Raw genomic sequence first — 24,039 nt, forward strand, 5'->3', positions numbered from 1 at the left:
TCGCTTACCATGAGTAAGCAAAAAGCGAGCCACTTTTTAACTAGATGCCAAAACCTCTGTTTCGCTGCGATCGTTCATCTATCGCTTGCTGCTCTCGCTTATCCCTTACTGCCTGTTCAGAATAAACAGCTTTGTCAGTCAGCTTTTGAATACCTTTATAACGCGCATAAACACTTTGCCAGTACTGCTTTACCTGTTCAAGCTGCTGACGCGCCACTCGAATAGTCTCATGTTGCTGACGCATTGCCTGTTCTAACCGCCCAATGAAAGCCTGATGCTGCCTGAGCTGATCGGTTGTTAACCCTCGCTGACCTGCTTGTGTAAACTGCTGCTGATACTCCAGCATATAATCTTGCAACTGAATTAGCTGAGTTTCGGCATGCTGAAGACGTTGCTGACTTTCCGCTAGGTAGCGATCAGCAGCTTCTTTCTGACGCTCTGCTAAACCCAATACCACACCTAATCGCTCAGAGCGTGGTTTACTCATCGACGATCACCCTGAGAAACCTGCCCCTTCATTCCCTGTTGAGGTGATTTGTTGGGTGGCGGCATACTCATCAGCATGATCAATTCTTGTATAGAGCGTTGTTGATCGAAGGCTTCTGACATTCCTTGCTGAAGGTAGGCTTGTAACACCGGCAGCATTTCAATCGCTCGATCAGTCAATGGATCACTGCCACGAGCATAAGCTCCTACACTGATTAAGTCGGCGTTTTGTTGGTAGCGTGAATAGAGCCTTTTGAATTCTAGCGCTTTAGCTAAATGCTCGGGAGAAATGATTTGCGGCATAACACGACTGATGGATGCTTCAATATCTATCGCAGGATAGTGTCCTTGCTCAGCTAGATCTCGGGACAGCACAATATGACCATCTAAGATTGCTCTTGCAGCATCCGCGATAGGGTCTTGCTGATCGTCACCCTCGGTTAACACAGTATAAAATGCCGTAATCGATCCTTCTCCGGATTGAGCATTACCTGCTCTCTCGACAAGCCGAGGTAAGCGAGCGAACACTGACGGCGGATAACCCTTAGTTGCTGGGGGTTCACCCACTGCCAACGCAATTTCCCTTTGTGCCTGGGCATAACGCGTCAATGAATCCATTAATAACAACACACGCTTTCCTTGAGCACGAAAATACTCTGCTATGCGGGTGGTCAACTCTGCAGCACGTAAACGCATTAAGGGTGAATCATCGGCGGGAGAAGCAACGACAACCGATCTGGCCATGCCCTCCAACCCTAAGCTTTGCTCTATAAACTCACGAACTTCTCGACCACGTTCACCAATTAATCCCACCACGGTCACATCAGCCTCGGTATGACGCGTCATCATTCCAAGCAACACCGATTTACCCACGCCACTACCGGCAAATAAACCTAACCGTTGACCTGCACCCACCGTTAGTAAACCATTGATGGAGCGAATACCGACATCTAAAGGTGCATCGATAGGATGTCGCGAAAGTGGATTAATAATTTCTCCTTGCAAGGAGACATACCTCTCTGCATCCAACTCTCCCTTACCATCAATTGGCTGACCTATACCGTTAATCACTCTGCCAAGTAAGCCAAATCCCACTGGAACTTGACTAGCTCCGCTCTGTGGCATCACCTGAGCACCTGGCTGCAATCCATCAATACGGTGCAGTGGCATCAAATAGATTCGATCACCTGAAAAACCAACCACTTCCGCTTCGGTTTCCATTTCAGGGGTCACTTGTATAATACAGTAATCACCCAGTGCTACTTTCAATCCAACCGCTTCAAGCGTTAGACCAATTAAACGAGTGATACGCCCATAGACGTGAGGTGACGCAGCTTTAAAAACTGACGGCTCTTTAAGGTGAGGATATTTATCAAACAGTGCCATCGAGCCCCCTTTAGTCTGGTTTTGAGGCTGAGGTTTTTCCCAACGCGGCTGTTAATTGCGCAGCGATCTGATCGAAGCGTGCATTGACGGTATTATCGATGTGAGTGGTATCTGAATGAATTTGGCATCCTCCGGGTTGAATGTCATCATTAGCAACCCATGCAACACCTTTTTTAACGCTAAGCGACTCAAGTAAAGGAAGGTCGTCGGGATGAAGATGAACTTCGCAACTGGCTACCGTAGAGGGTAATTCAGCCAGGGCAGCTTTAACGGCGATTTTTAAAGGCTCAATATCAGTTTTTAATTCAGTACTAATAACCGCTTTAGCAAATTGCTGAATGAGATCGATCATCAGATTCTCAAGCTGCTGTTCTTGAGATGAAATGGGATCACTTAAGACCTGAGCTAACTGTTCAAGTAGAGCCAAGCGACGCTTAACTTCTTCTTCACCCGCTTTGAAGGCTTGATCATATCCTTGCTGCTTGCCTTCAGAGTAGCCTTGGTCAAAACCTTCTTGATGACCCTGACTGAAGCCTTCTTTAGCGGCGTTTTCGCGTATCTCTTCAATATCTGCCAACGTCAGTTTTTCAGCTTCGATTTCTTCTTCAGTCACCACAACCTGAGACAAAGCAGAGTCCGTTTTGAAAGGCTCACCTACATCACCGACATCCATCATCGGTAATTGCCAGGGCATTAAGCGCTGAGCTTCAGATGCCGGAATTCTGACGGGGCGATAATTATCCTGCTTCATTCACTTAAACCATATCATCAGAGCCACCGAGGGTAATTTCACCATCGTCAGCCAATCGACGAGCCACATTTAATATTTCTTTTTGTGCCGCTTCTACTTCACTCACACGCACAGGGCCTTTAGCCTCTAAATCATCACGCAGCAGCTCGGCAGCTCGCTTAGACATATTCTTGAAGATTTTTTCTTGCAGTTGGGTATCCGCACCTTTGAGTGCAATCACCAATTGATCTGTTTGTATTTCACGAAGAATAACCTGAATACCGCGATCTTCTACATCCATTAAGTTATCAAACACGAACATCAAATCCGAAATTTGTGTTGCAAGACCTTCGTCGGTTTCTTTGATCGCATCCATCAATTCAGCTTCAATCTGGGTATCAATAAAGTTCATGATATCCGCTGCAGACTTCACACCACCCAGTTTAGTTAATTGAGTTGAACGAGGTCCGGTAAATTGACTTTCAAGCATATCGTTAAGTTCTTGCAGTGCCTGTGGTTGAATTTGATCCAATGCCGCGACACGCATGACGATATCTAAACGCACCTTATCATCAAAATAGCTCAGCACGTTAGCTGCCTGATCGGGTTCAAGGTAGGAGATGATAACGGCCTGAATTTGCGGGTGTTCAAAGCGAATGATTTCAGCAACCTGTCGAGGGTCCATCCAACGCAAGGTATCCAAGCCTGAGGTATTGGTGCTAAAAAGAATACGATCTATCAGGGTTTTAGCTTTATCTTCACCTAATGCCTGATTCAACATAGCCCGAATGTATCGGTCATTATTGATACCGATACCCGTTTGATCACTGACCACATCTAAAAAGTCAGAAACGACTGACTCAACACGTGACTGAGGCACATTGTCTAAACGTGACATCGCCTCACCAATGCGCTGCACTTCTTTAGGTCCGAGATGTTTAAGGATCTCTGCAGCATCACTTTCGCCCAAGCTAATCAGAAGAACGGCAGCTTTTTCAATATCGGTTAAACCATTACTCATGGTCTACCACCCATTGCTTAATGGCTTGAGCAACACGAGCCGGATCTTCAGCAACCATGCTACGAATTTCATTTAATTGGTAATCAAAGCTTTCATTAGGCGTTGCCATTGCAGCTGATTGAACTCCACCAAAGGTAACTTTGTCGTCAGCCATCCCTGATCCGTCCAAAGACTCTAATTCTGCAGATATTTGCCCAGCAGGACCTAAATCATTGCCACCCGCTTGACTCCCCGTAGCTGACAAATGCTTGAGCACTGGTCGCAATATTCCCAATGCCAGTATCAATATAAAAATGCCAGCACCTAGCTGCTTCAATAAATTCCAGAACCAGTCTTGCTCCCAAAAACTGGGATCCTCGAACAAAAACTCTTCTGTCGGCACGAAACTAGAATTGATCACGTTAACACTATCGCCCCTTAGCGCCGAAAAACCAACCGCATTTTCAACTAACATTCTTAAGCGGTCGATATCTTCTTCTGACCAACGCGTTCGTGTTCTTTCTCCCGTTTCAGGATCCACAACTTGCAGGTCATCCACCACGACAGCTACCGATAAACGCTGTACACCACCCATCTGTTGACGGGTATAACTGATACTGCGATCTAATTCAAAGTTACGCGTAGCTTGATTACGACTACTACCCGATGCACCCGCGCCGACACCTGCACCTCCAGCCCCACCTGCTATTTCAGGTACCGCAACAGGCCCAGGAGGCTGATTCGCTAAAGCCCCCGGAACTCCGACAGCAGCGTCACCTGAGTCTCTTCGCTCTTCAAGTGTTTGCTCACTTCTTAACGCAGGCAAATCTGGATTAAACATTTCGCTGGCTTGCTCAACCTCAGTAAAATCGATATCTGCCGATACTTCCGCACGAAAATTACCCAACCCTACTACGGGCTGCAGAATACTATTGACTCGATTAACCAGCGTATCTTCAACTTGGCGAACATATTCCAACTGCCTCGCTGCCAGGACCACATCAGAATCGGCGTCTCGAATATTCAATAAACGCCCACGCTGATCCACTATAGTGACATCTTTAACATCTAATTCAGGAATACTGGAAGCAACCAGATTGGCAATGGCGGCCACTTGATCCCTTTCAAGTTGACGGCCTGAAAACAACTCAAGAAACACTGAAGCACGCGGTTTACGCTGATCTCGAATAAAGACGGTATCTTTGGGAATGGCTAAGTGAACACGCGCCGCACGAACGGCAGTCATATTAGAGATAGTTCGCGCCAGCTCACCTTCTAAGCCTCGGCGGTAGCGAGTCGTTTCCATAAACTGGCTTGTGCCCATACCATAGTCTTGATCTAACAGTTCAAAACCTACGGTGCGATCAGCACTAAAACCATCTGCCGCTAAACGTAATCTAGCGGTATGAACATGTGACTCGGGAACTAAAATAGCGCGACCATCCGCATCGAAGCGATACGGAATATTACTCATGCGTAGCTGTTCTATGACTTCATTGGCATCGGAAAAAGAAAGGTTTGCATAGAGCACACGATAATCTGGCTTTTGCGACCATAACACCACAGCAAAGCCTATCGCGACACTGGCTGCTAAACCCACCATCAAACCCAACTGGCGCAAAATACCCAGACTATTAAAGCCTGCCATCAGACCGCCTCTTGCATTTAATGGAGTTGCTGTATTTTCCATTTACACTCGCTCAAAATTAGATCGGCATTTTAGAGATATCTTCATATGCCTGTACTAGGCGATTTCTTACCTGGGTCATGGCTTCAAAAGAGACCGAGGATTTTTGTGCTTGAATCATGACCTGAGGCAGGTCAACGCTTGGATCACCTCGTTCATAGGCCTCACGCATTCTATTCGCTGTTTGCTGATGACCATTCACAGTATCGACAGCGGATTTCAGTAATGCGGTAAATGAGCCTTTTTCAGATTCGTTTACCCTTGAAGGTGACATCCCCTCTGGACGTAAACTTGGCAACTCCATGCGACCCGAGGTCTGCTGCATTTCAGATTTCAAAGAGCGCATCTGCGCTAATACACTGTTGATGTCAGCTCGTTCGATCATTCCTGGCCCTCACCTGACAGTGGCATTTTTTTGACATTACAACGCCATTCTATAACGACAAGAAAATATCCGCCAACAAAATGACAACTTTTTGCCATTTTAACCGGATAAAATCTAACCCTGGAGGAATAATGCAAAAAGCAGACCAAGGTCTGCTTTTATTAGAGATAGGTTGGTTAGACTCGTATCACTCTGCTAATGGAGCGCCAAATTTCAGGCGAACATACATCAGTGCTACTGTAATAGCATCTCCCAATGCTGTATGACGCTGAATAATCGGTATATCCAATTTTTTCGAAATGGTGTCAAACCTCAGATCAACATCGCCACCAACTGATTTCCATTTAATGATGTCATGATAAACATGGGATAGTTCAATGGCCTTGTTCGGTAAACTAAACCCGTATTTCGCTCTAATATATTTATCCAGCATCTTAATATCGTAGTTGACATAGTAACCAAGAATCGGACGATTACCGACAAACTCAAGCACCTGTTCCAGCGCGTCGTCTATCTCTATGCCGTCAGCCAGATCACTGGCTCTGATCTTATGGATCTTAATGGAATCCCCGGTTAAGGAGGCCGGAGGCTTTAACTTGATATCAAGTCGCTCACTCGTGATCACTCGACGACCCCGAATTCTCACCGCTCCAATAGAGAGTATTTCTCCCTTCTTGACGTCTAGACTTGTCGTCTCACAATCTAACGAGACTACTTCATCACCCTTATAGGTTTCAAAAAGGTGAGCATAGGGGCTGTCTTTAAACTCTCTGCGCTCTTTAAAGCGTCGAATTGTTCTTGGAATAATCATGGTGTCATGAACCTATGTGGTAGCGTGACGCTAAATGCTTTTTAAAGTCTTTTACGATTCGTAAGGCATCCCTTAACAGATCTCTTTCTAATTTATTCAAGCGCTGAAGATCGATGGCATTAGGTGTTGGATCAATACCGTCCTTGCTTTCTTCCACACGCTGAATTTGATGCTTCAATCGGATTTGTACGAACAGAGAAAGTGCTTCGGCTATATTTTCGCCATGTTTTTTTCGCATCTGATCCATTTCAACCAGCGCTTCTATACGCTTAAAGGTATTCGTCTCAAGAATTCGATGCTCTAAGGCCATGGTTCTTATGCCATGCACGATGGGGAAAATTCCACCCTTTTTGATATCCAGCATACCCTTATCTTTCAGATTACCGAAAAAGGTCAAGGGCGTATCAAAATTAAGCGACGCTTTGGCAAAATGCGAAAAGAAAATCTCGTTACTTCGAAGGGTTCGTAAAAAGGCATTTCTGGCCACTTTAAATAATGCCGCGTTCCCAGCTACTGGCTTACCATCGACAGCTATGGCAAGCTTCATCACCGACTCACCGTCAAACTTTTGACTCCACTTAGTCAGTTTGGTTGCCCAGTTACCCGTTGAATTAACCCATTCTGGGTTCGAAACCATGATATTACCGGGACATGGCGGGAAACCAAATGAAATCAATGTCTCACTAAACTTACTCATGACTGCGGGCATTTCTGGCCATTCGAGTCCCTCACGGAAAATTAGCCCATTATCTTGGTCTGTTTTCATGATTTGCTCACCACGACCCTCAGAACCCATGACAATCAAACAGACGTGAGGCTTCAAGTCTCGCGGAATCACAAGCTCAAACAGCTTGGCGATAATGCGGCCATTCATCGCCGCCAAAAGCTCCATGGTAAAGCGTATTTTTACGCCGGTAGAAATGAGTGCCTTAATCAGATCTGTTAAGCCTTTTGATGCTTCACGCAGGTCTTCAATCGTCTGTGCTCGCTCCACACGCAATCCAATAACGTGTGAATGACTGGAAAAATGACTGAGCACATCGGTTAACTCAACAATACCGACTAACTCTTGATCATCCATCACCACAACACGCTCTATCTGCTGCTGTGTCATCATAATAAGCGCATTGAAAAGATAGTCTTGCGGTGTCGTTGAGATCAATCGATAGCTGGCAATATCAGACACATCTGACTCTAATGAAAGCCCTTTGATAATAACGGCATCCAATAAATCAGTACCGGTGATCATACCGTAGCGATTGCCCTTTTTCGCCAAGACGCAATCAGCTTTCATTTCACGCATCAATCGCGTGGCTTCAAAGAGGCTGGTACCTTCAAGCACAATCAATGGCTCACGAATGGTGCCATCTTCAATCCTTGCCAGCATGAACTCAGCCATATCTTGGTTTTGGCTATGCTGCGCAACAATTTCTCGCTTTGCGGTTAAATTTTGTTGGAAGTAGTCCGCAAATAAAGGATTACTATGGATAAGATCCATAAGGATACGCGTAGGAAGTACATGACAAATGGTTTCTTCTACCGCGATAAAATTATGTATCGCCTTACCATTCAGGACTGACCAGCCTCCAAAATAGTCTTCATCTTGATAGTGCACAAACACACTGGCCGCCGCCGCATCTTGATCTAGGGCTTCACTTCCATCACTCTCCCCCACTTTACCTTTCAGGACAATAAACACACCCTCAGGCACTTCTCCAGCCGCAATGATCGTTTCACCTTTTTGGAAATAAGCGATATCGAGATTGTTATTAAGCAGCGCTTGTTCTTTCGCTGACAACAAGCTAAATGGCAGGTTATCCATATTGAACGATTCAGACATAAAAGCTCCTATTGTTATTATCTAGCAAGTGTCGTCAGATTTTGTATCGCTGCTCGCGGCCCTTAAGTTAAATAACCAAGCCAGTAACAACACACTTATTGCATTAAGCGTCATCCACATAACCGTCATGGGAAGTGGTGATAAGCTTGGTAGCATGTCAGGCCAAAAACTGCTTAAACTATTCATTTCATAAGCTACAGAATAACCAAGACTGGTGAATAACCCAATTAGCATTCCGGCTAATATGGCAGCCTTAGGCAACCTCGGTAGCCTTAGTGCAAACATAAATGCCGGAAACAAGGTAGCCGTAGCGAGTTGTAGCACTCGATTAAACCAATCAATAAGGCTTCCCGACAGATTAATTGCCACTCCAGCGGCTACAATCAACATCAGTAACGCCAAACCCTTCACCACCAACGTTTCGTGCCTTTCAGCTAGTACACTAATAACGGGTTGTGAGGCAAAGGCATAAACAGTCGAAATCAACACCATTGAGGCTGTAGAGAGAAGCGCTGCTGTCACACCAATGGTAACCAACGCAATGATCCAATTTGGCATTGCAAAGAGTTCCGGTAAAAGAAGCAACCTAATTTCATCCGTGATCATAAACTCGTTTAAGGAACGTTCTTGCTGATTCAACTGCATCTCTTCGATGTTTTGCTGAACAAATGCAAAATTATCTACTTGCTCAAAATCAGCCTGCAAAGGCTCGTCATTAGAATTATCTGGTTGAATCAACCACTGAATACGACCGTCATTATTGTTATCAATCCAAGATAGCTCCTGAGTATATTCCCACAAGAATAACCAATTAGGCATTCGACTATAGGCGCCCCCCTCCTGAAGCGGACCATTAATACTTTGATAAAGCCTTTCATGAGCTTGATGGGCCATCCAGGGCACCGAGGAGTAAATAACCCCGACGAAGACCAACATCCAGATTGCGCTAAAACGAATATCTGCTTTGAGTTTAACGCCCTGAAAACGTTTTAACATGTAAGGAAGCAATGCAACACCTGCCGCCAAAACCATCAGTGAAAAGATGTTCTCAATAAACCTAAGGTCTGTTAATGGATTTGAATAGTAGGTTAAAGCGGGAGCTTGATCGAAATTTCTATTAGTAAAAATACTTTGTAAAAATACCCACTGACTCGATAACTGCGCATCAACCGCAATATAAACGGATGCAACCATTACCGAGCAAAACACAATACAGTATTTCAACATCTGCACTCGCGTTATCGCCCTGAGATTGCTTAGTACCGTGTAAAAGAACAGCAGGATCATGCCAATAGCAATAGCTGCTGAAAGAGGTAATTGCAGATGCCTAGACAGGATCAGCCCTAATCCTTTCATCTGTAGGCCAAGCAATACAATACCCATGGCAAGAACTATAAAATTCATTAACCAACGCAAGCTGATGGAATCAAATTTCTGCGCTATAAAGTCAATTAAAGAAAGCTGCCCTGAATCGTAAACAGCAGGTGCAACAATAATACTGAGCAATACAAGGCCAGCTATCCAGCCCGTCAGCATCCATTGGGCTTCCTGTGGATTATGAGAAATAAGGCCAAATAAGCCTATTAGCGTCGCAGCGCACAACCAGTCGGCTGCTAAGCCCATACCTCTAGCAAGAGGAGAGACACCGGATTGAGAGGTATAAAAATCTTTTCCAGAACCGACACGACCTGACATAAGTACCAGCATATAAAATATGCTGGTAGCCACTACAAAAAGAACTATAAAAAGATCTGTTTGCATCAGATCACCTTTTGAAAAGCACCCTGCGATAGCGTTAACCGAGTAAAACTAAATCACAGCAGACAGCTATATGAGTGCTGAGTAAATCATGCCTCACCGCAAGCTGTCAAAAATAGAATGCCATTCTTATCTATTCGTTGAAATTGCGATAAAATCGGCTCTCCCTGTTGATTCATCGGCAACATTTCTGCACTTGAACAGTTGAGTAAATAGGCTTGGTGAGAAACCAGATCAACATGCTGCTTTTCGAAACGGTAAAGAATAAATTCAACCAACTCATTTCCTTCCACTTCGGTTTTAACCATATTGTCTGTATCTATCACAGTAAATGCGATGATCATCGGAAAATGGTAGGTCCAAGGACGCCAAAAAACCTGACCCGTTTCAGTTGAAACGACAACTGCTGCTTCTGGCTGACGTGTTACTTGATGCTCAAACCAAGAATATTCATAACTGATTTGATAACCCAACATCCCCATACCCGCAAAGACTGGAATAATCCATTTAGGTAATTTATTGCGAGTCAATTTGCGAAGAATGAGAGCAACACCCGCTGCACCCAAACCTGAAAATACGATAGCAATTATCGTCCAAATCATTCTTTTTTTCCTGAAATAAAGAGGGCCTCCCATGGGAGGCCCTTATAGTTGACCTTACATTCAGCCTAAGCTGATCTTAGGTCCTATTATGATCAGTGATCCAACGCAGCGCCAGCACCTTTTGGTGTACGAACGCTTTCTACCAGATCCTGAATTTCTTGCGGTGGCTCTTCCGTAGATAGAGAGACAGCGTAAGCAACAGCGAAGTTAAGCATCGCACCTACTGCACCGAAGGACAGAGGAGAGATACCGAACAACCAGTTATCTGGTGTATTTGGTAGCATGTTTGTACCACCAATGAAGAACCAACCTAGGTAAGTGAAGATATATAGCAAGGTTGAGATCAAACCTACTAACATACCTGCAATTGCACCTTTGGAGTTCACGCGCTTAGAGAAGATACCCATCATCAGTGCAGGGAAGAGCGAAGCAGCCGCGATACCGAATGCTAATGCAACTACCTGCGCAGCGAACCCGGGCGGATTTAAGCCCAAATAGGTTGCTAAGAGAATTGCACCAGCCATCGAGATACGTGCCGCAAGCATCTCTCCTTTCTCACTGATATTGGGGTTAATAATACTCTTGATCAAGTCATGACTGATCGCAGAGGAAATTGCCAACAATAGACCTGCAGCGGTTGAGAGTGCAGCCGCAATACCACCGGCAGCGATCAAACCGATAACCCAACCTGGTAGGTTAGCTATCTCTGGGTTAGCCAATACTAGAATATCGTTGTTTACAGTCAACTCGTTTCCAGCCCAACCACGCGCTTCAGCTGTAGGAGCGAATGCTGCGTTAGCATCGTTATACATCTGAATACGACCATCGCCGTTCTTGTCTTCCCAACGCAACAGACCTGTTTGCTCCCAAGTTTTAACCCACTCTGGACGATCTTCATAGGCTAGCGCTGGAGCACTAGTACCCTCAGGGAAGACAGTTGTGATTAGGTTTAAACGAGCCATAGAAGCTACAGCAGGTGCAGTCAAGTAAAGTAACGCGATAAACACTAGCGTCCAACCAGCAGACCAGCGAGCATCCGCTACTTTAGGTACCGTGAAGAAACGAATGATTACGTGAGGAAGACCCGCAGTACCGATCATCAGTGACAGGGTAAACAGAACCATGTTCAGTTTATTGTCAACGTCAGCCGTATAATCACGGAAACCAAGATCACGAACTACTTCATTTAGGGTCACCAACAGAGGCTGACCTGAATCTATGTGCGTACCGAACATACCAAACATAGGGATTGGGTTGCCGGTAAGCTGAAGAGAAATGAATACAGCAGGGATGGTGTAAGCGATGATCAGTACCACATACTGAGCTACCTGAGTATAAGTGATACCTTTCATACCACCAAATACTGCATACAGGAATACGATTGCAGCGGCAATCCAAATACCCGCAGAAGAGCTAACCTCTAAGAAACGAGAGAAAGCAACACCCGCACCTGTCATCTGACCGATAACGTAAGTTACTGACATAACAATCAGACAGATAACCGCAGTTAAACGAGCACCACGACTGTAGAAACGATCACCGATGAAGTCAGGTACTGTGAACTTACCAAACTTACGTAGGTAAGGTGCCAACAGCATCGCTAGCAGTACGTAACCACCCGTCCAACCCATAAGGAAGGTAGAGTTAGCATAACCACCCGCAGCGATTAGACCCGCCATAGAGATGAAAGATGCAGCTGACATCCAGTCCGCTGCGGTTGCCATACCGTTAGTGATAGGATTTACACCACCACCCGCTACGTAGAATTCCTTAGTCGATCCGGCGCGCGCCCAGATAGCGATACCGATATACAGAGCAAAGGATGCGCCCACGAATATCAGGTTAATTGCAAATTGACTCATGCCACTTACTCCTCGACGTCAAATTCTTTATCTAGCTTGTTCAATCTCCACGCATAGTGGAAAATGATAGCTATAAAGGTAAGTATCGAGCCTTGCTGAGCAAACCAGAAGCCAAGATCGGTTCCACCTACTGGAATACCAGCAAGCATGGGACGTAAGAGTATGGCGAAGCCATATGAAACTAAAGCCCAGACAACTAGGCTCCATGTGATAAGGCGAACGTTCGCCTTCCAGTACGCAGCAGCATTTGCTTTATCATCTGCCATTGTCGTTCTCCGATTTGTTGTTATTGGAGTTGAGAAAATTCCAACGCAATCTTGCTAAATAAACGAAGGGAATAAAAGCCCCGACTTTAGTATGAACATAGCTTCAAATCGATCAATAAAATCTTATTTTTTGATTTAAAATCAATCATTTGATTTAAATTTTAAAGCGCTATTATACTAATATATAAAAGGTATTACAGGACAATAGTCTAACAAGTTTTCTCCTTTCCAGCTGTCTAATGAGACAACAAAGGGTACACTAGAGCAAACTATCGAATCTTCAGGAACTCACATGCTGTCCGGCTGGATCATCATACTGATTTCAATCGCTTATCTTATTTTACTTTTTGCTATTGCATACTATGGTGACAAAACCGCCAAAGGGCAGCGCTGGGCAAGCCATCCTTTAATCTATTCTCTATCCTTAGCTGTCTATTGTTCTTCATGGACCTTTTATGGAGCGGTAGGACGGGCATCCACGACTGGCTGGGAGTTCATGGCCACTTACCTTGGCCCTGTCATCGTATTCATCCTTGGCTGGCGAATGATTGAAAAAATCATTTTGGTCAGTAAACAACAAAACATCACCACCATCGCTGACTTTATCTCCTCTCGTTATGGTAAAAGTCAAAGCTTAGCGGTGATGGTGACAGTAATAGCTGTACTGGGAACGATTCCCTATATCGCCTTGCAATTGAAAGCCGTCGCCATTAGCTATAACGCGATTGCACCTGGAGCAACCGATGCGCTTAGCAAAGGCAGTGATACGGCTTTATTTGTCACCGTATTGATGGCGATCTTCAGCATACTATTCGGGACACGGCACATTGATGCCACTGAACATCACCCTGGATTGGTTTTAGCGGTTGCGTTTGAGTCGGTAGTTAAGCTAACTGCTTTTTTAGCGGTAGGATTTTTTGCGGTCTTTTACCTTTTTGAAGGCCCGGGCAACATGATTGCTGCTGTTTCAGATCAGCTGAGATTTAACTCCAATTTTCAATCTCCTTTTGGCGGCAGTTTTCTAACAGAAACGATTCTAGCGTGCGCCGCTATTATCTGCTTACCACGACAGTTCCATGTCACCGTTGTCGAAAACACCAATCCTAGAAGCCTACTCACTGCGCGCTGGCTCTTCCCGCTTTATCTGATTTTATTAGGCCTTTTTGTCCTCCCCATAGCCGTTGCGGGTTTGGACATCTTTGCAGGAAGCAATGTCGATGCGGATGTCTATGTTCTTATGCTACCTAGCGTTGCTGGTTGGGAATATCTAACCATATTTGCCTTTATAGGCGGCTTATCCGCAGCGACTAGCATGGTGATCGTTGCCAGTATCGCACTCTCTACCATGGTGTGTAACGACATCGTCATGCCGTTATTGTTACGCATCCGCTGGTTAAAGCTGTCTCAATCAAAAGACTTAGGCGCATTATTATTGCGGGTTCGTCGCATCACTATTATGGGATTGATGCTACTTGCTTATTTTTACTATCGTGTTTTTGGTGATCATGGTCCCTTAGCATCCTTTGGCTTGCTAGCGTTTGTCGCTGCCATTCAGTTTCTGCCTGCTATTGTCGGTGGCATCTACTGGAAAGAAGGCAATCGCTATGGCGTGTTAGCGGGTATGTCTGCAGGCATGCTACTCTGGTGCTACACCCTCGTTCTTCCCACCATGCGTGCCGCCAATGTTATTCCCGAAACTCTTGACCTTATGATCCCGCCAACACTGAATACAGTGGATTGGTTACAACCAACCGCTTTATTCGGAATTCAGGGAATGGATCCCTTAACACACGGCGTTTTCTGGAGCTTAAGTTTTAACATCTTTCTATTTATAGTGATCTCTCGCTTAACTAAGGTACGTTTGGTTGATCGGATTCAAGCGAGCGCTTACATCAATGTGTATAACAAAGATCTATCTGATCAATCTCGCTTACTGGGACAAGTGACGGTAGGTGATCTACAAACCCTTACAGAGAGATTTTTGGGTCCTCAACGAACAGAGCACGCCTTTACCGGCTTTGCTTTGCAACGAGGGGAGTCCTACCCTCTAAGTGGCGATAACGCCAGCTCTGAACTAATACAGTACACGGAGCGTCTATTAGCAGGTGTCATCGGCGCATCCTCTGCACGAATCGTCATGGACTCATCCTTACGAGGCAAGGAGATGCAGATCGGAGATGTGGTCGCCATCGTCGACGAAGCTTCTCAAGCGTTACGCTTTAACCGTTCACTGCTGCAGTCCACTATTGAAAATATTGGCATGGGCATCAGCGTAGTGGATCAACACTTACGCTTGGTCGCCTGGAATAAACAATATATCAGAATGTTTGATTACCCCGATGGCCTTGTCTGTATCGGGCGTCCAATCATCGATATTTTCCGCCACAATGCAATGCGTGGAGAATATGGTGGTGGTGATATGGAAGTTCATGTGCAGATGCGCTTACGTCTTCTGCAAGATCGCGAGCCTCACTCCTATGAGCGCTTAAGACCTGATGGCACAGTACTCGAAGTACGCGGCAATCCCATGCCCAATGGTGGTTACGTTAATACCTACATGGACATTACCGAACATAAGCGTATTGAAGAAGCACTGCGGGAAAGTGAACAGAATATTCGGGTCTACACTGACAATGTCCCCGTTTTAATTGCTTATCTTGATCCTCAACTTCGCTATCTCTTCGTTAATAAGGCTTATGCAGACACCTTTGGCATTGATCGCCATACTATTGCCGGAGTACCTTGCTATCAGGTGTTACCTCCCGAAGAGTATGAACTACGAAGAAGTTACATTGATCGAGCCCTAGCAGGAGAACGGCAGCGTTTTGAGACTAAACTACCGACACGCGATGGCAGCACTCGATTTGCTGAAGTGACCTACATCCCTCATCGAGGTGAACATGGAGATTTACTGGGTTACTTTACTCTCTATCAAGATATTACCGAGCGACGCCATGCGGAAATCGCATTGCAAGAAAACAATGAAAACCTAGAAAACCGAGTCAGAGAACGAACCCTTGCGTTATCGGTGGCTAACAAAGATTTACGAAAAGAAAACACCATACGGGCGTTAATGGAAGATGAACTGCGTCAAGCCAAGTCAGAAGCAGAAGCCGCTAACTTGGGCAAAACACGCTTTCTTGCCGCAGCCAGCCATGATTTACTTCAGCCACTCAATGCTGCTCGCTTATTCACATCGGCATTAGCACAACACAGTTACGAGCCTGAGGTTAATCAACTGGTACAAAACCTCGATGGATCCCTCAAAGCTGCCGAAGAGTTAATAACCACAATTCTTGATATTTCAAAACTGGATGCAGGCGCCTTAGATGCTAACCCACGGCATTTTTCACTAGACACCTTAATGACCAATCTTGCAACCGAATTTACCGCGCTAGCCGCAGAAAAAGATCTTAACTTCCGTCACGTTTTATCTAAGCGCGTCATTTATTCCGACCCAACCTTGTTACGTAGGATTTTGCAAAACTTCCTATCCAATGCGATGCGCTACACACAACAAGGGAAGGTATTACTGGGTGCCCGCTTAATTGGAAAGTCATTGAGATTGGAAGTTTGGGATACCGGTGTCGGCATTCCTGAAGACAAATTGGGTGAGGTTTTTGAAGAGTTTAAGCGTATTGATAATCCGCGCCACAGTCAGGTAAAAGGCTTAGGCTTAGGCTTATCCATTACAGAGCGTATCGCACGAATGCTAGGTCATGAAATAGCAGTCAAATCTTGGCAAGGAAAAGGCTCAGTGTTCAGTGTCATGGTGCCTTTGGGCGATCCAAGCTTAGCGGTAAAAAATCGTCCTGAACAACGAGGCTGGATTCGCAGCAAAGGCTTAATCGGCATTCATATCTTGGTTATAGATAATGAACCTAAAATTTTAGAAGGGATGCAGGCTCTATTAAAAGGCTGGTCTTGCGAAGTGGTAACCGCACTTAGCGCAGATGAAGCAGAGGCGAAGATACGCCAACAAAGCTTCACCCCTGACATTATCTTGGCTGACTATCATCTAAGCGATGTGCATACCGGCATCATGGCACTAGAACAGCTAAAACCTCTGTGGCGACAGGTAATCCCAACCATTGTGATTACCGCTGATCGTACCGAAGCGGTCAAACAAGAGATAGAAGCAGCGGGTGCACAAATTCTGACTAAACCGATTCGTCCAGCGGCATTACGGGCTATGATTAACCGTATGATTGCCCAAGCTCGAGAATAAAAAAACAAATGAAAAGGGCTAGCGTTTTACTCGGCAAAGATTGCCTGTAAACGCTAGCCCCTAGAAAAAAGAAACTAGTCTGTAGTCGCCTTACATGTCAGCTTTAGGTGGCTCGACACCTAAACGCTGAGCAGCGATAACCGCTTGGGTACGACTATGCACGCCTAGCTTACGTAATATTGCCGTCACGTGTGCCTTGATGGTTGCTTCGGAGACATTCAGTTCGTATGCGATCTGTTTATTCAACAAACCTTCCGTCAGCATTGTCAGTACGCGAAACTGTTGCGGCGTTAACGAAGCGATGGCAGCAGCGAAGTTGTAATCTTCTTCTGGCAACTCATCCATGCTGTCACTGATATCTTCAGGCAACCACTCTTCACCCTGCAAGACATGTGAAATAGCATCTGCAATCGTCTCTAATGGTGATGATTTAGGAATAAAACCGGACGCACCATAATCCATCGCACGCTTCATCACATGAATTTCTTCACTACCCGAAACGACGATCACGGGAATCGAAGGGTGCTGTCCGCGAAGGAAGACTAAACCCGAGAATCCTTGAGCACCTGGCATATGTATATCTAAAAGAATTAAGTCAGCATCAGCATGTTGTTCAGCAGCGCCTTGAACCGCCGTTAATGAATCCGCTTCTACGATCTTTACACCCGGAACCGCTTGCATGACTGCCTGTTTAAGCGCCGCACGAAACAGTGGATGATCATCCGCGATAATAACTTTTTGTGCCAGTTGCATCGTGTCTCTCTCCCCGACAGCTATTTTTCAGAATCGCATCATAGCATCTCTTTAAAAACAAAACTCCCCTCTGACGCAAACCAGAGAGGAGTTTTTGTTAAAAGAAGCTATTTTTTAGCTTTTTTTGCGGTTTAGACGGTGTTCAATCAGATCATCAACCACCGATGGATCCGCCAGTGTGGAGGTATCACCCAATGCACTGAAGTCATCTTCTGCAATCTTACGCAGAATACGGCGCATAATTTTACCTGAACGTGTCTTAGGCATCCCTGGAGAGAACTGAATCAAATCAGGAGAGGCAATCGGTCCAATTTCCGAGCGAACCCAATTACGCAACTCTTTCATCAGATCATCAGATTGCTCATAACCTGACTGCAGCGTTACATACACATAGATACCCTGACCTTTCAGATCATGTGGATAACCGACCACGGCCGCTTCTGCAACCGCAGGGTGAGCAACCAGGGCTGATTCAACTTCTGCGGTACCCATACGGTGACCGGATACGTTGATAACGTCATCGACACGACCAGTAATCCAGTAGTATCCATCTTCATCACGACGGGCACCATCACCAGTAGTGTAGTAACCTTTAAATCCGGAGAAATAGGTTTGTACGAAACGCTCATGGTCGCCAAAAATAGTACGACTCTGACCCGGCCAAGAGTCTGCAATCACCAGGTTACCGTCGCCAGCGCCTTCGACTGGATTACCTTCATTATCCAGCAGCATTGGCTGAACACCGAAGAAAGGACGTGTTGCAGAACCTGGTTTCAGAGCTGTAGCACCTGGTAGAGGCACTATCATGATACCGCCAGTCTCTGTTTGCCACCAAGTATCCACGATTGGGCATTTGCCTTTACCGAAAATGCGGTGATACCACGTCCAAGCTTCTGGGTTAATAGGCTCGCCCACTGAACCGAGTAACTTCAAGCTAGATAGATCAGAGTCACCTAGGACATCTTCACCTTGCTGCATCAATGAGCGAATAGCCGTTGGTGCGGTATAGAACTGGTTAACTTTATGTTTTTCGATCACTCGACCAAAACGGCTGTTATCTGGGTAGTTAGGTACACCTTCAAACATCAGCGTGGTAGCACCATTGGCCAGTGGCCCATAAACAATATAACTGTGACCTGTCACCCAACCGACGTCAGCAGTACACCAGTAGATATCACCTGGCTTATAGTCGAAGATCAATTCATGCGTCATCGACGCATAAACCAGATAGCCACCCGTTGTGTGCTGAAGACCTTTAGGCTGACCAGTAGAACCTGAGGTATACAGAATGAACATTGGATCTTCTGCGTTCATCTCTTCGACAGCGCAATCTGGTGATGCAGCTGCAACGACATCGTGGAACCACACATCACGATCTGCATGCCATGCAACATCTTTAGTAGTGCGCTGAACAGTCACAACGGATTGTACGAATTCAGCAGCGCCGTGTTCATCAATCGCTTCGTCAACATTCGCTTTTAGCGGAACTTGCTTACCACCGCGCAACGAGTAGTTAGACGTCACAATCAGTTTAGATTTAGCACCGATAACACGGCTTGCTAGGGCTTCTGGAGAGAAACCACCAAAGACGATTGAGTGAATCGCACCGATGCGGGTACAGGCCAACATCGCAATCGCAGCTTCTGGAATCATCGGAAGATATAGAGTAACCACATCACCCTTACCAATGCCTTGTGCTTTTAAGGCATTAGCGAAGCGACAAACACGCTCATGCAGGTCACGATAAGTAATTTTTTCATCTTCTTCTGGGTTGTCACCTTCCCAGATAATGGCGATTTGATCACCGCGAGTCGCTAAATGACGATCAAGACAGTTAGCAGAAACGTTCAAGGTACCGTCTTCGTACCACTTAATAGAGACGTTATGAGGGTCAAAGGTGGTATTTTTTACTTTGGTGTAAGGCTTGATCCAATCTAGGCGCTTGCCTTGCTCACCCCAAAAAGCGTCCGGATCTTTAATAGATTGTTCGTACATTTCCAGATATTTGGCATTGTCGATATGTGCTTGGGCTGCAAATTCTGGATTTACCGGAAATATGTTTGCATCACTCATGGGTTGTTGTCCTTCGCTTGAGATTTGTTGTTATGTCAATTCGCCAAACTTTTTCGATTTACTAACGATTAAATTAGGCGTTTATTATTTGAATAGTACGTTTATACAGAACCCTTGATCCCCTCTTAATTAGACATTGGTCTGATCAAGGGGGCTACGTTAGTTCTATAGATCCTTTATAGTTAGTACTTACTTACCACCTAACACTTGCTCTAGATCAATTCCCTGATCTCTGATTTTTGCAAGCTTGTATCTCAATGTTCGTGGACTAATACCTAAGTGTTCCGCCGCTAGCTTACGACTGCCCTTAAATTGAACCAACGCATCCAAAATAATTTGATACTCATGCTGTCGTAAATCTTGATCTAAGACACCACCCGATTCGGATTTCAAGACAGAAACCATTGGCGCGACCTGACTTGCTTCCTCTGGTAAGCGGATAGATCCTTCCGATAAGTGCAAATCTGTAGCTAAAATTTTACTACCTGTCTGAAGAATTAAAGCCCGTTGAATAACGTTATCCAATTCACGAACATTACCCGGCCATGCGTAAGACTCAAGTACCTCCTGGGCCTCAGTCGACAAGACTGCCGGACTGCGACGCATTTTTTGACAATGATGCTGAAGCATTCGTTGAGCCAAAGGCTCAATATCCTCAGCACGCTCTCGTAAAGGCAACCATTGCAACGGAAAAACATTTAAACGGTAATACAGATCTTCTCGAAACTGACGATCGGTCACGCATTGCAGTAAATCGCGATTACTGGTTGCCAATACTCTAACATTCAGCTTAATCAGTTTACGGCTACCGATACGTTCAACTTCTTGTTCTTGTAAGACGCGAAGCAGTTTCGCTTGCAGGCCTAAGTCCATTTCACTGATTTCATCTAATAACAGTGTGCCGCCATTGGCTTGTTCAAACTTACCAGGAACCGACTGATGCGCACCCGTAAAAGCACCCTTTTCATGTCCGAATAAGGTAGCTTCTAACATGCTTTCTGGAATTGCTGCGCAGTTGATGGCAATAAAGGGTTGTCCTGCTCGACCTGAGTGACGATGAATATAACGTGCCAACACTTCTTTACCCGTTCCCGACTCACCCGTAATCAGGACAGTTGAATCAGTGACTGCAACGCGTTGAGCTAATTTCAGCAATTGCTGACTGGATAGTGATCGAGCAATAGGTTCATCATTGGGGTCCTCCGTGATTGCCCCTATCGCATAACGACCTATCAATTCGATCAACTGAGAAGGGTCAAAGGGTTTCATTAAGTAATCCACTGCACCGTGCCGAATCGCATCAACAGCGCGTTCAATTTGACCATAGGCAGTAATCAGTGCCACCGGCAGCATCGGATAACGCTGTCTTAGTTGTGCTAGCAATGCATGTCCATCCATACCCGGCATATTGACATCGGTTACCACCATATCAACCGCTTCATGATCCAGCAGGCTCAGGGCTTCCTCTCCAGACCCTGCTTCTAAATAGCGGATTTTGGCAAGCGCCAAGGTATCAACTAAGGCCTCTCGCAAGCCTATATCATCTTCAACAATTAATACCCTTGGTGACATGGAATAACCCTACTAATTAGCTTCTTTTAAAGGTAGTTGAAAACGTGCACAGGTTCCTTTCTCTGGCTCAGAGCTAAGCTCAAACTGTCCATGATGAGCACGGGCAATCACTTGAGCAATTGCCAAACCTAAACCCGTCCCGTGAGTTTTGGTGGTATAAAATGGCTCTTTAGCTCTTTGTAAACTCTCAGCATTCATACCAGGACCATTATCTGAGACACTAATGACTAAGGTATTTTGTTGCTGCTCCAGTAATATTTCTAATACCGCATTTTCATGGCAGGCTTGCAACGCATTATTCACCAAATTTAGAACAGCGCCCAATAACGCCTCTAAATTACACTGTATCTGTGCATCACCTGCCCGATTGATAAATTCACACTCAGCATCATATTGAGCGAGCGGCTGATCCAGTAAATCTTCAATTCGAATTAACAGATCATCTGCATTAATCTGATCATCTAGACGTGTTTCACCTCGAGCAAAAATAAGCATATCTCGAACTTGTTGCTCTAGATGAGTTAAATGTTGCTTAACCTTGGTCGCGAATCGAATTCGATGGGCATCAGTCAATTCTGATGCGGTTAAATGAGTTGCATAGATTAATGCCGCTGACAGTGGAGTCCTTACCTGATGTGCTAAGGATGCCATCATTCGTCCCATCTCTGATAAGCGCTGATAGTGGTGTAGTTTGGATTGCAAATCACGTGTTTGTGTCTGGTCCGTCATAAACACTAATTGCCCGGGTTCATCAGGCAGTGCCAAGGTTGACAGCAATACGCGCTTGCCATTTCTAAGTGACACTTCATGTCCATCATCAGGACGGGGGGCAAAGCAGGCTTGAATCACTGCTATCCAAGCACGATCTTGCAACTTTTCCCCCAATAAGGCCTCTGCAGCGGGATTACTTTCGACAATCAAGCCACGATTATCGATGACCAAAAAACCAGTTGGCATCAAATCAACGAGTTTCCTGAGTCTCATCAAGGCTTGCTGTTCAGACTGTAAGGCTTCAACCTGCTGTTCCAGTTCGGAAATACGCTGTTCTGCGTGTTTTAGCGCATCACTCATGAGCGAGCCATATCATATTTACGCATTTTTTCGACCAGTGTAGTTCGACGAATACCTAACAAGCGCGCGGCTCGTGCAACGACTTGACCTGACTCGGATAAGGCTTGTTCGATCAGTCGCTGCTCAGTGGTTTCAAGGAAGTTTTTTAGATCAATCCCTTTCTTTAATACCTCAAGCTCTGCTTGCGATATATCCTTGTTTTGCGGACTATCCCTAAAGATATCAGTGGACAACGTTTTATCTGATGCCTCTTTTTTCTGATACTCATCTTCCTGATCGGGCATCAAATTGACCGGAGGCTGAACGCCTTGATAACGCTCAGGATGAGGTTCTTCTATATGCCTAAACTTGGCTGGTAACTCAGAGACACCGATCACACCGCCAGAGTGAATGATGGCAAGACGCTCGAGCAGGTTTGACAGCTCACGTACATTTCCTGGCCAAGGATGACGCCTTAATGACTCCATCGCGTCTGGTAAAAAATGCATTGCGTCTAATCCCTGCTCTTGTAAACGTTGCATAAATTCATTGATCAGTAAGGGCAGATCGGAAACACGTTCTCGCAGAGGCGGCATTTCGATGGGAAAAACATTGAGACGATAGTAAAGATCTTCCCTAAACTCACCAGAAACAATCATCTCTTCAAGATTTTTGTGTGTTGCAGTGATGATACGCACATCTACTTCAAGGGTTCGACTGCCTCCGACACGCTCAAATTGACGTTCTTGCAGCACTCTTAACAATTTTACCTGCATAGGGAGAGGCATATCTCCCACTTCATCCAGAAAGAGTGTTCCACCATCGGCGAGTTCAAATCGCCCTGCTCGACTGCTGATTGCTCCGGTAAAGGCGCCCTTTTCGTGACCAAAAAGTTCACTTTCGAGCAGCTCAGCCGGTATCGCTCCACAATTAACCGGTACAAAGGGTTTATCTCGACGATCAGAATGCTGATGTAAGGCCCGTGCAACGACCTCTTTACCGGTTCCTGATTCTCCGGTAATGAGCACACTCACATCTCGTGCAGCAACTTGACCAATCAAACTGCGAATATCACGAACCGCCTTACTTTGTCCTACAAAGCCCTGACACTCAATTTCGGTCGTTGGCATAGGTATCTGCTGCTTAAGAAACACCTGTGCACAATGCAGCAGATCTAAAAAACGATCGTATCGATACGGAGGTAAAAAGTGATCCAGTATCCCTAGAGATCTAGCACTACTTTCTTCTATCTCGGGCCAGTCACATAATAGCAGTTTGGGAAGCGGTCGCTGCTCTATGTGAAGCTCGCTGACTAATTTTTCCAGAGCGATTGGCAAACTACTGTGACCAATCAGCACCAAACCCAAACTGCTTAAATCAAAATCACGGCCGCGCTGAAACCAACTGACAAAGTCAAAAATATGGCAGTTAACACCCATAAAAGAGAGACATGTCTGCAATGAGTGGCTGCGCAGATGATCATCATCCAGCAATAAAACGTCAGAAAATTTACGATCCATGGGTAAACGACCTATGACAAAGACAAACTA

At 45.4% G+C, this 24,039-nt stretch carries 18 protein-coding genes; 1 reads left to right on the forward strand and 17 read right to left on the reverse strand.

Annotation, left to right across the window (positions count from 1 at the left end):
- Window positions 1-40: 40 nt before the first annotated feature.
- The 12 genes from fliJ to F7R24_RS12190 form a co-directional block, all read right to left on the reverse strand.
- On the reverse strand, window positions 41-487 hold the full coding sequence (gene fliJ, locus F7R24_RS12135; RefSeq protein ID WP_151671527.1) for a flagellar export protein FliJ: 447 nt from the start codon (window positions 485-487) through the stop codon (window positions 41-43).
- Entirely contained in the window at window positions 484-1,872 is a 1,389-nt protein-coding gene (fliI, locus tag F7R24_RS12140) for a flagellar protein export ATPase FliI (RefSeq protein WP_151671528.1), read from the reverse strand. The genes fliJ and fliI overlap by 4 nt, the downstream gene beginning before the upstream one ends.
- Before the next feature lie 10 nt (window positions 1,873-1,882).
- On the reverse strand, window positions 1,883-2,623 hold the full coding sequence (locus F7R24_RS12145; protein ID WP_151671529.1) for a flagellar assembly protein FliH: 741 nt from the start codon (window positions 2,621-2,623) through the stop codon (window positions 1,883-1,885).
- A gap of 4 nt (window positions 2,624-2,627) precedes the next feature.
- Complete coding sequence (gene fliG, locus F7R24_RS12150; RefSeq protein ID WP_151671530.1) at window positions 2,628-3,623, reverse strand: flagellar motor switch protein FliG; 996 nt, start codon at window positions 3,621-3,623, stop codon at window positions 2,628-2,630.
- A complete protein-coding gene (gene fliF, locus F7R24_RS12155) occupies window positions 3,616-5,292 on the reverse strand; it encodes a flagellar basal-body MS-ring/collar protein FliF (RefSeq protein WP_151671531.1) in 1,677 nt (558 codons plus the stop codon). Before fliF ends, fliG begins: the two co-directional genes overlap by 8 nt.
- 16 nt (window positions 5,293-5,308) lie before the next feature.
- Window positions 5,309-5,674: a flagellar hook-basal body complex protein FliE gene (fliE, locus tag F7R24_RS12160; protein WP_151671532.1), complete on the reverse strand. Its 366-nt coding sequence runs from the start codon at window positions 5,672-5,674 to the stop codon at window positions 5,309-5,311.
- Between the two features lie 187 nt (window positions 5,675-5,861).
- Window positions 5,862-6,485 (reverse strand): 3'-5' exonuclease, encoded by a 624-nt coding sequence (locus tag F7R24_RS12165; protein ID WP_151671533.1) that lies wholly within the window; start codon window positions 6,483-6,485, stop codon window positions 5,862-5,864.
- 4 nt (window positions 6,486-6,489) lie between these two features.
- Entirely contained in the window at window positions 6,490-8,325 is a 1,836-nt protein-coding gene (locus F7R24_RS12170; protein ID WP_151671534.1) for a putative nucleotidyltransferase substrate binding domain-containing protein, read from the reverse strand.
- A 21-nt stretch (window positions 8,326-8,346) separates the two neighbouring features.
- Window positions 8,347-10,086, reverse strand: a complete 1,740-nt coding sequence (locus F7R24_RS12175; protein ID WP_151671535.1) for a sodium:solute symporter family transporter — start codon at window positions 10,084-10,086, stop codon at window positions 8,347-8,349.
- 86 nt (window positions 10,087-10,172) lie between these two features.
- Window positions 10,173-10,685 carry a hypothetical protein gene (locus tag F7R24_RS12180; RefSeq protein WP_151671536.1) on the reverse strand — a complete coding sequence of 171 codons (513 nt, stop codon included), beginning with the start codon at window positions 10,683-10,685 and terminating at the stop codon, window positions 10,173-10,175.
- A 92-nt stretch (window positions 10,686-10,777) separates the two neighbouring features.
- Window positions 10,778-12,547 carry a sodium:solute symporter family protein gene (locus F7R24_RS12185; RefSeq protein ID WP_151671537.1) on the reverse strand — a complete coding sequence of 590 codons (1,770 nt, stop codon included), beginning with the start codon at window positions 12,545-12,547 and terminating at the stop codon, window positions 10,778-10,780.
- 5 nt (window positions 12,548-12,552) lie between these two features.
- Window positions 12,553-12,813, reverse strand: a complete 261-nt coding sequence (locus F7R24_RS12190; RefSeq protein WP_151671538.1) for a DUF4212 domain-containing protein — start codon at window positions 12,811-12,813, stop codon at window positions 12,553-12,555.
- A gap of 292 nt (window positions 12,814-13,105) precedes the next feature.
- Between F7R24_RS12190 and F7R24_RS12195 the strand changes: the two genes are divergently transcribed.
- On the forward strand, window positions 13,106-17,041 hold the full coding sequence (locus tag F7R24_RS12195) for a hybrid sensor histidine kinase/response regulator (RefSeq protein WP_151671539.1): 3,936 nt from the start codon (window positions 13,106-13,108) through the stop codon (window positions 17,039-17,041).
- Between the two features lie 90 nt (window positions 17,042-17,131).
- Here F7R24_RS12195 and F7R24_RS12200 read toward each other — a convergent pair whose 3' ends face one another.
- The 5 genes from F7R24_RS12200 to F7R24_RS12220 form a co-directional block, all read right to left on the reverse strand.
- Window positions 17,132-17,794 (reverse strand): response regulator, encoded by a 663-nt coding sequence (locus F7R24_RS12200; protein WP_151671540.1) that lies wholly within the window; start codon window positions 17,792-17,794, stop codon window positions 17,132-17,134.
- 114 nt (window positions 17,795-17,908) lie between these two features.
- Window positions 17,909-19,867: an acetate--CoA ligase gene (acs, locus tag F7R24_RS12205; RefSeq protein ID WP_151671541.1), complete on the reverse strand. Its 1,959-nt coding sequence runs from the start codon at window positions 19,865-19,867 to the stop codon at window positions 17,909-17,911.
- Window positions 19,868-20,056: 189 nt separating this feature from the next.
- Window positions 20,057-21,439 carry a sigma-54-dependent transcriptional regulator gene (locus F7R24_RS12210; protein WP_151671542.1) on the reverse strand — a complete coding sequence of 461 codons (1,383 nt, stop codon included), beginning with the start codon at window positions 21,437-21,439 and terminating at the stop codon, window positions 20,057-20,059.
- 12 nt (window positions 21,440-21,451) lie between these two features.
- Window positions 21,452-22,510, reverse strand: a complete 1,059-nt coding sequence (locus tag F7R24_RS12215) for a sensor histidine kinase (RefSeq protein ID WP_151671543.1) — start codon at window positions 22,508-22,510, stop codon at window positions 21,452-21,454.
- A complete protein-coding gene (locus tag F7R24_RS12220) occupies window positions 22,507-24,009 on the reverse strand; it encodes a sigma-54 dependent transcriptional regulator (protein WP_151671544.1) in 1,503 nt (500 codons plus the stop codon). The genes F7R24_RS12215 and F7R24_RS12220 overlap by 4 nt, the downstream gene beginning before the upstream one ends.
- Between the last annotated feature and the right edge of the window lie 30 nt (window positions 24,010-24,039).

This window comes from Nitrincola schmidtii (assembly GCF_008973715.1).
GTDB lineage: Bacteria > Pseudomonadota > Gammaproteobacteria > Pseudomonadales > Balneatricaceae > Nitrincola > Nitrincola schmidtii.

Coding starts and splice junctions, on each gene's coding strand:
- F7R24_RS12210 (WP_151671542.1), bottom strand. CDS start 21,439: ATGTCACCAAGGGTATTAATTGTTGAAGATGATATAGGCTTGCGAGAG.
- F7R24_RS12220 (WP_151671544.1), bottom strand. CDS start 24,009: ATGGATCGTAAATTTTCTGACGTTTTATTGCTGGATGATGATCATCTG.
- F7R24_RS12145 (WP_151671529.1), bottom strand. CDS start 2,623: ATGAAGCAGGATAATTATCGCCCCGTCAGAATTCCGGCATCTGAAGCT.
- F7R24_RS12190 (WP_151671538.1), bottom strand. CDS start 12,813: ATGGCAGATGATAAAGCAAATGCTGCTGCGTACTGGAAGGCGAACGTT.
- fliE (WP_151671532.1), bottom strand. CDS start 5,674: ATGATCGAACGAGCTGACATCAACAGTGTATTAGCGCAGATGCGCTCT.
- F7R24_RS12215 (WP_151671543.1), bottom strand. CDS start 22,510: ATGAGTGATGCGCTAAAACACGCAGAACAGCGTATTTCCGAACTGGAA.
- F7R24_RS12195 (WP_151671539.1), top strand. CDS start 13,106: ATGCTGTCCGGCTGGATCATCATACTGATTTCAATCGCTTATCTTATT.
- acs (WP_151671541.1), bottom strand. CDS start 19,867: ATGAGTGATGCAAACATATTTCCGGTAAATCCAGAATTTGCAGCCCAA.
- fliI (WP_151671528.1), bottom strand. CDS start 1,872: ATGGCACTGTTTGATAAATATCCTCACCTTAAAGAGCCGTCAGTTTTT.
- fliJ (WP_151671527.1), bottom strand. CDS start 487: ATGAGTAAACCACGCTCTGAGCGATTAGGTGTGGTATTGGGTTTAGCA.
- F7R24_RS12200 (WP_151671540.1), bottom strand. CDS start 17,794: ATGCAACTGGCACAAAAAGTTATTATCGCGGATGATCATCCACTGTTT.
- F7R24_RS12165 (WP_151671533.1), bottom strand. CDS start 6,485: ATGATTATTCCAAGAACAATTCGACGCTTTAAAGAGCGCAGAGAGTTT.
- F7R24_RS12170 (WP_151671534.1), bottom strand. CDS start 8,325: ATGTCTGAATCGTTCAATATGGATAACCTGCCATTTAGCTTGTTGTCA.
- fliF (WP_151671531.1), bottom strand. CDS start 5,292: ATGGAAAATACAGCAACTCCATTAAATGCAAGAGGCGGTCTGATGGCA.
- F7R24_RS12175 (WP_151671535.1), bottom strand. CDS start 10,086: ATGCAAACAGATCTTTTTATAGTTCTTTTTGTAGTGGCTACCAGCATA.
- F7R24_RS12180 (WP_151671536.1), bottom strand. CDS start 10,685: ATGATTTGGACGATAATTGCTATCGTATTTTCAGGTTTGGGTGCAGCG.
- F7R24_RS12185 (WP_151671537.1), bottom strand. CDS start 12,547: ATGAGTCAATTTGCAATTAACCTGATATTCGTGGGCGCATCCTTTGCT.
- fliG (WP_151671530.1), bottom strand. CDS start 3,623: ATGAGTAATGGTTTAACCGATATTGAAAAAGCTGCCGTTCTTCTGATT.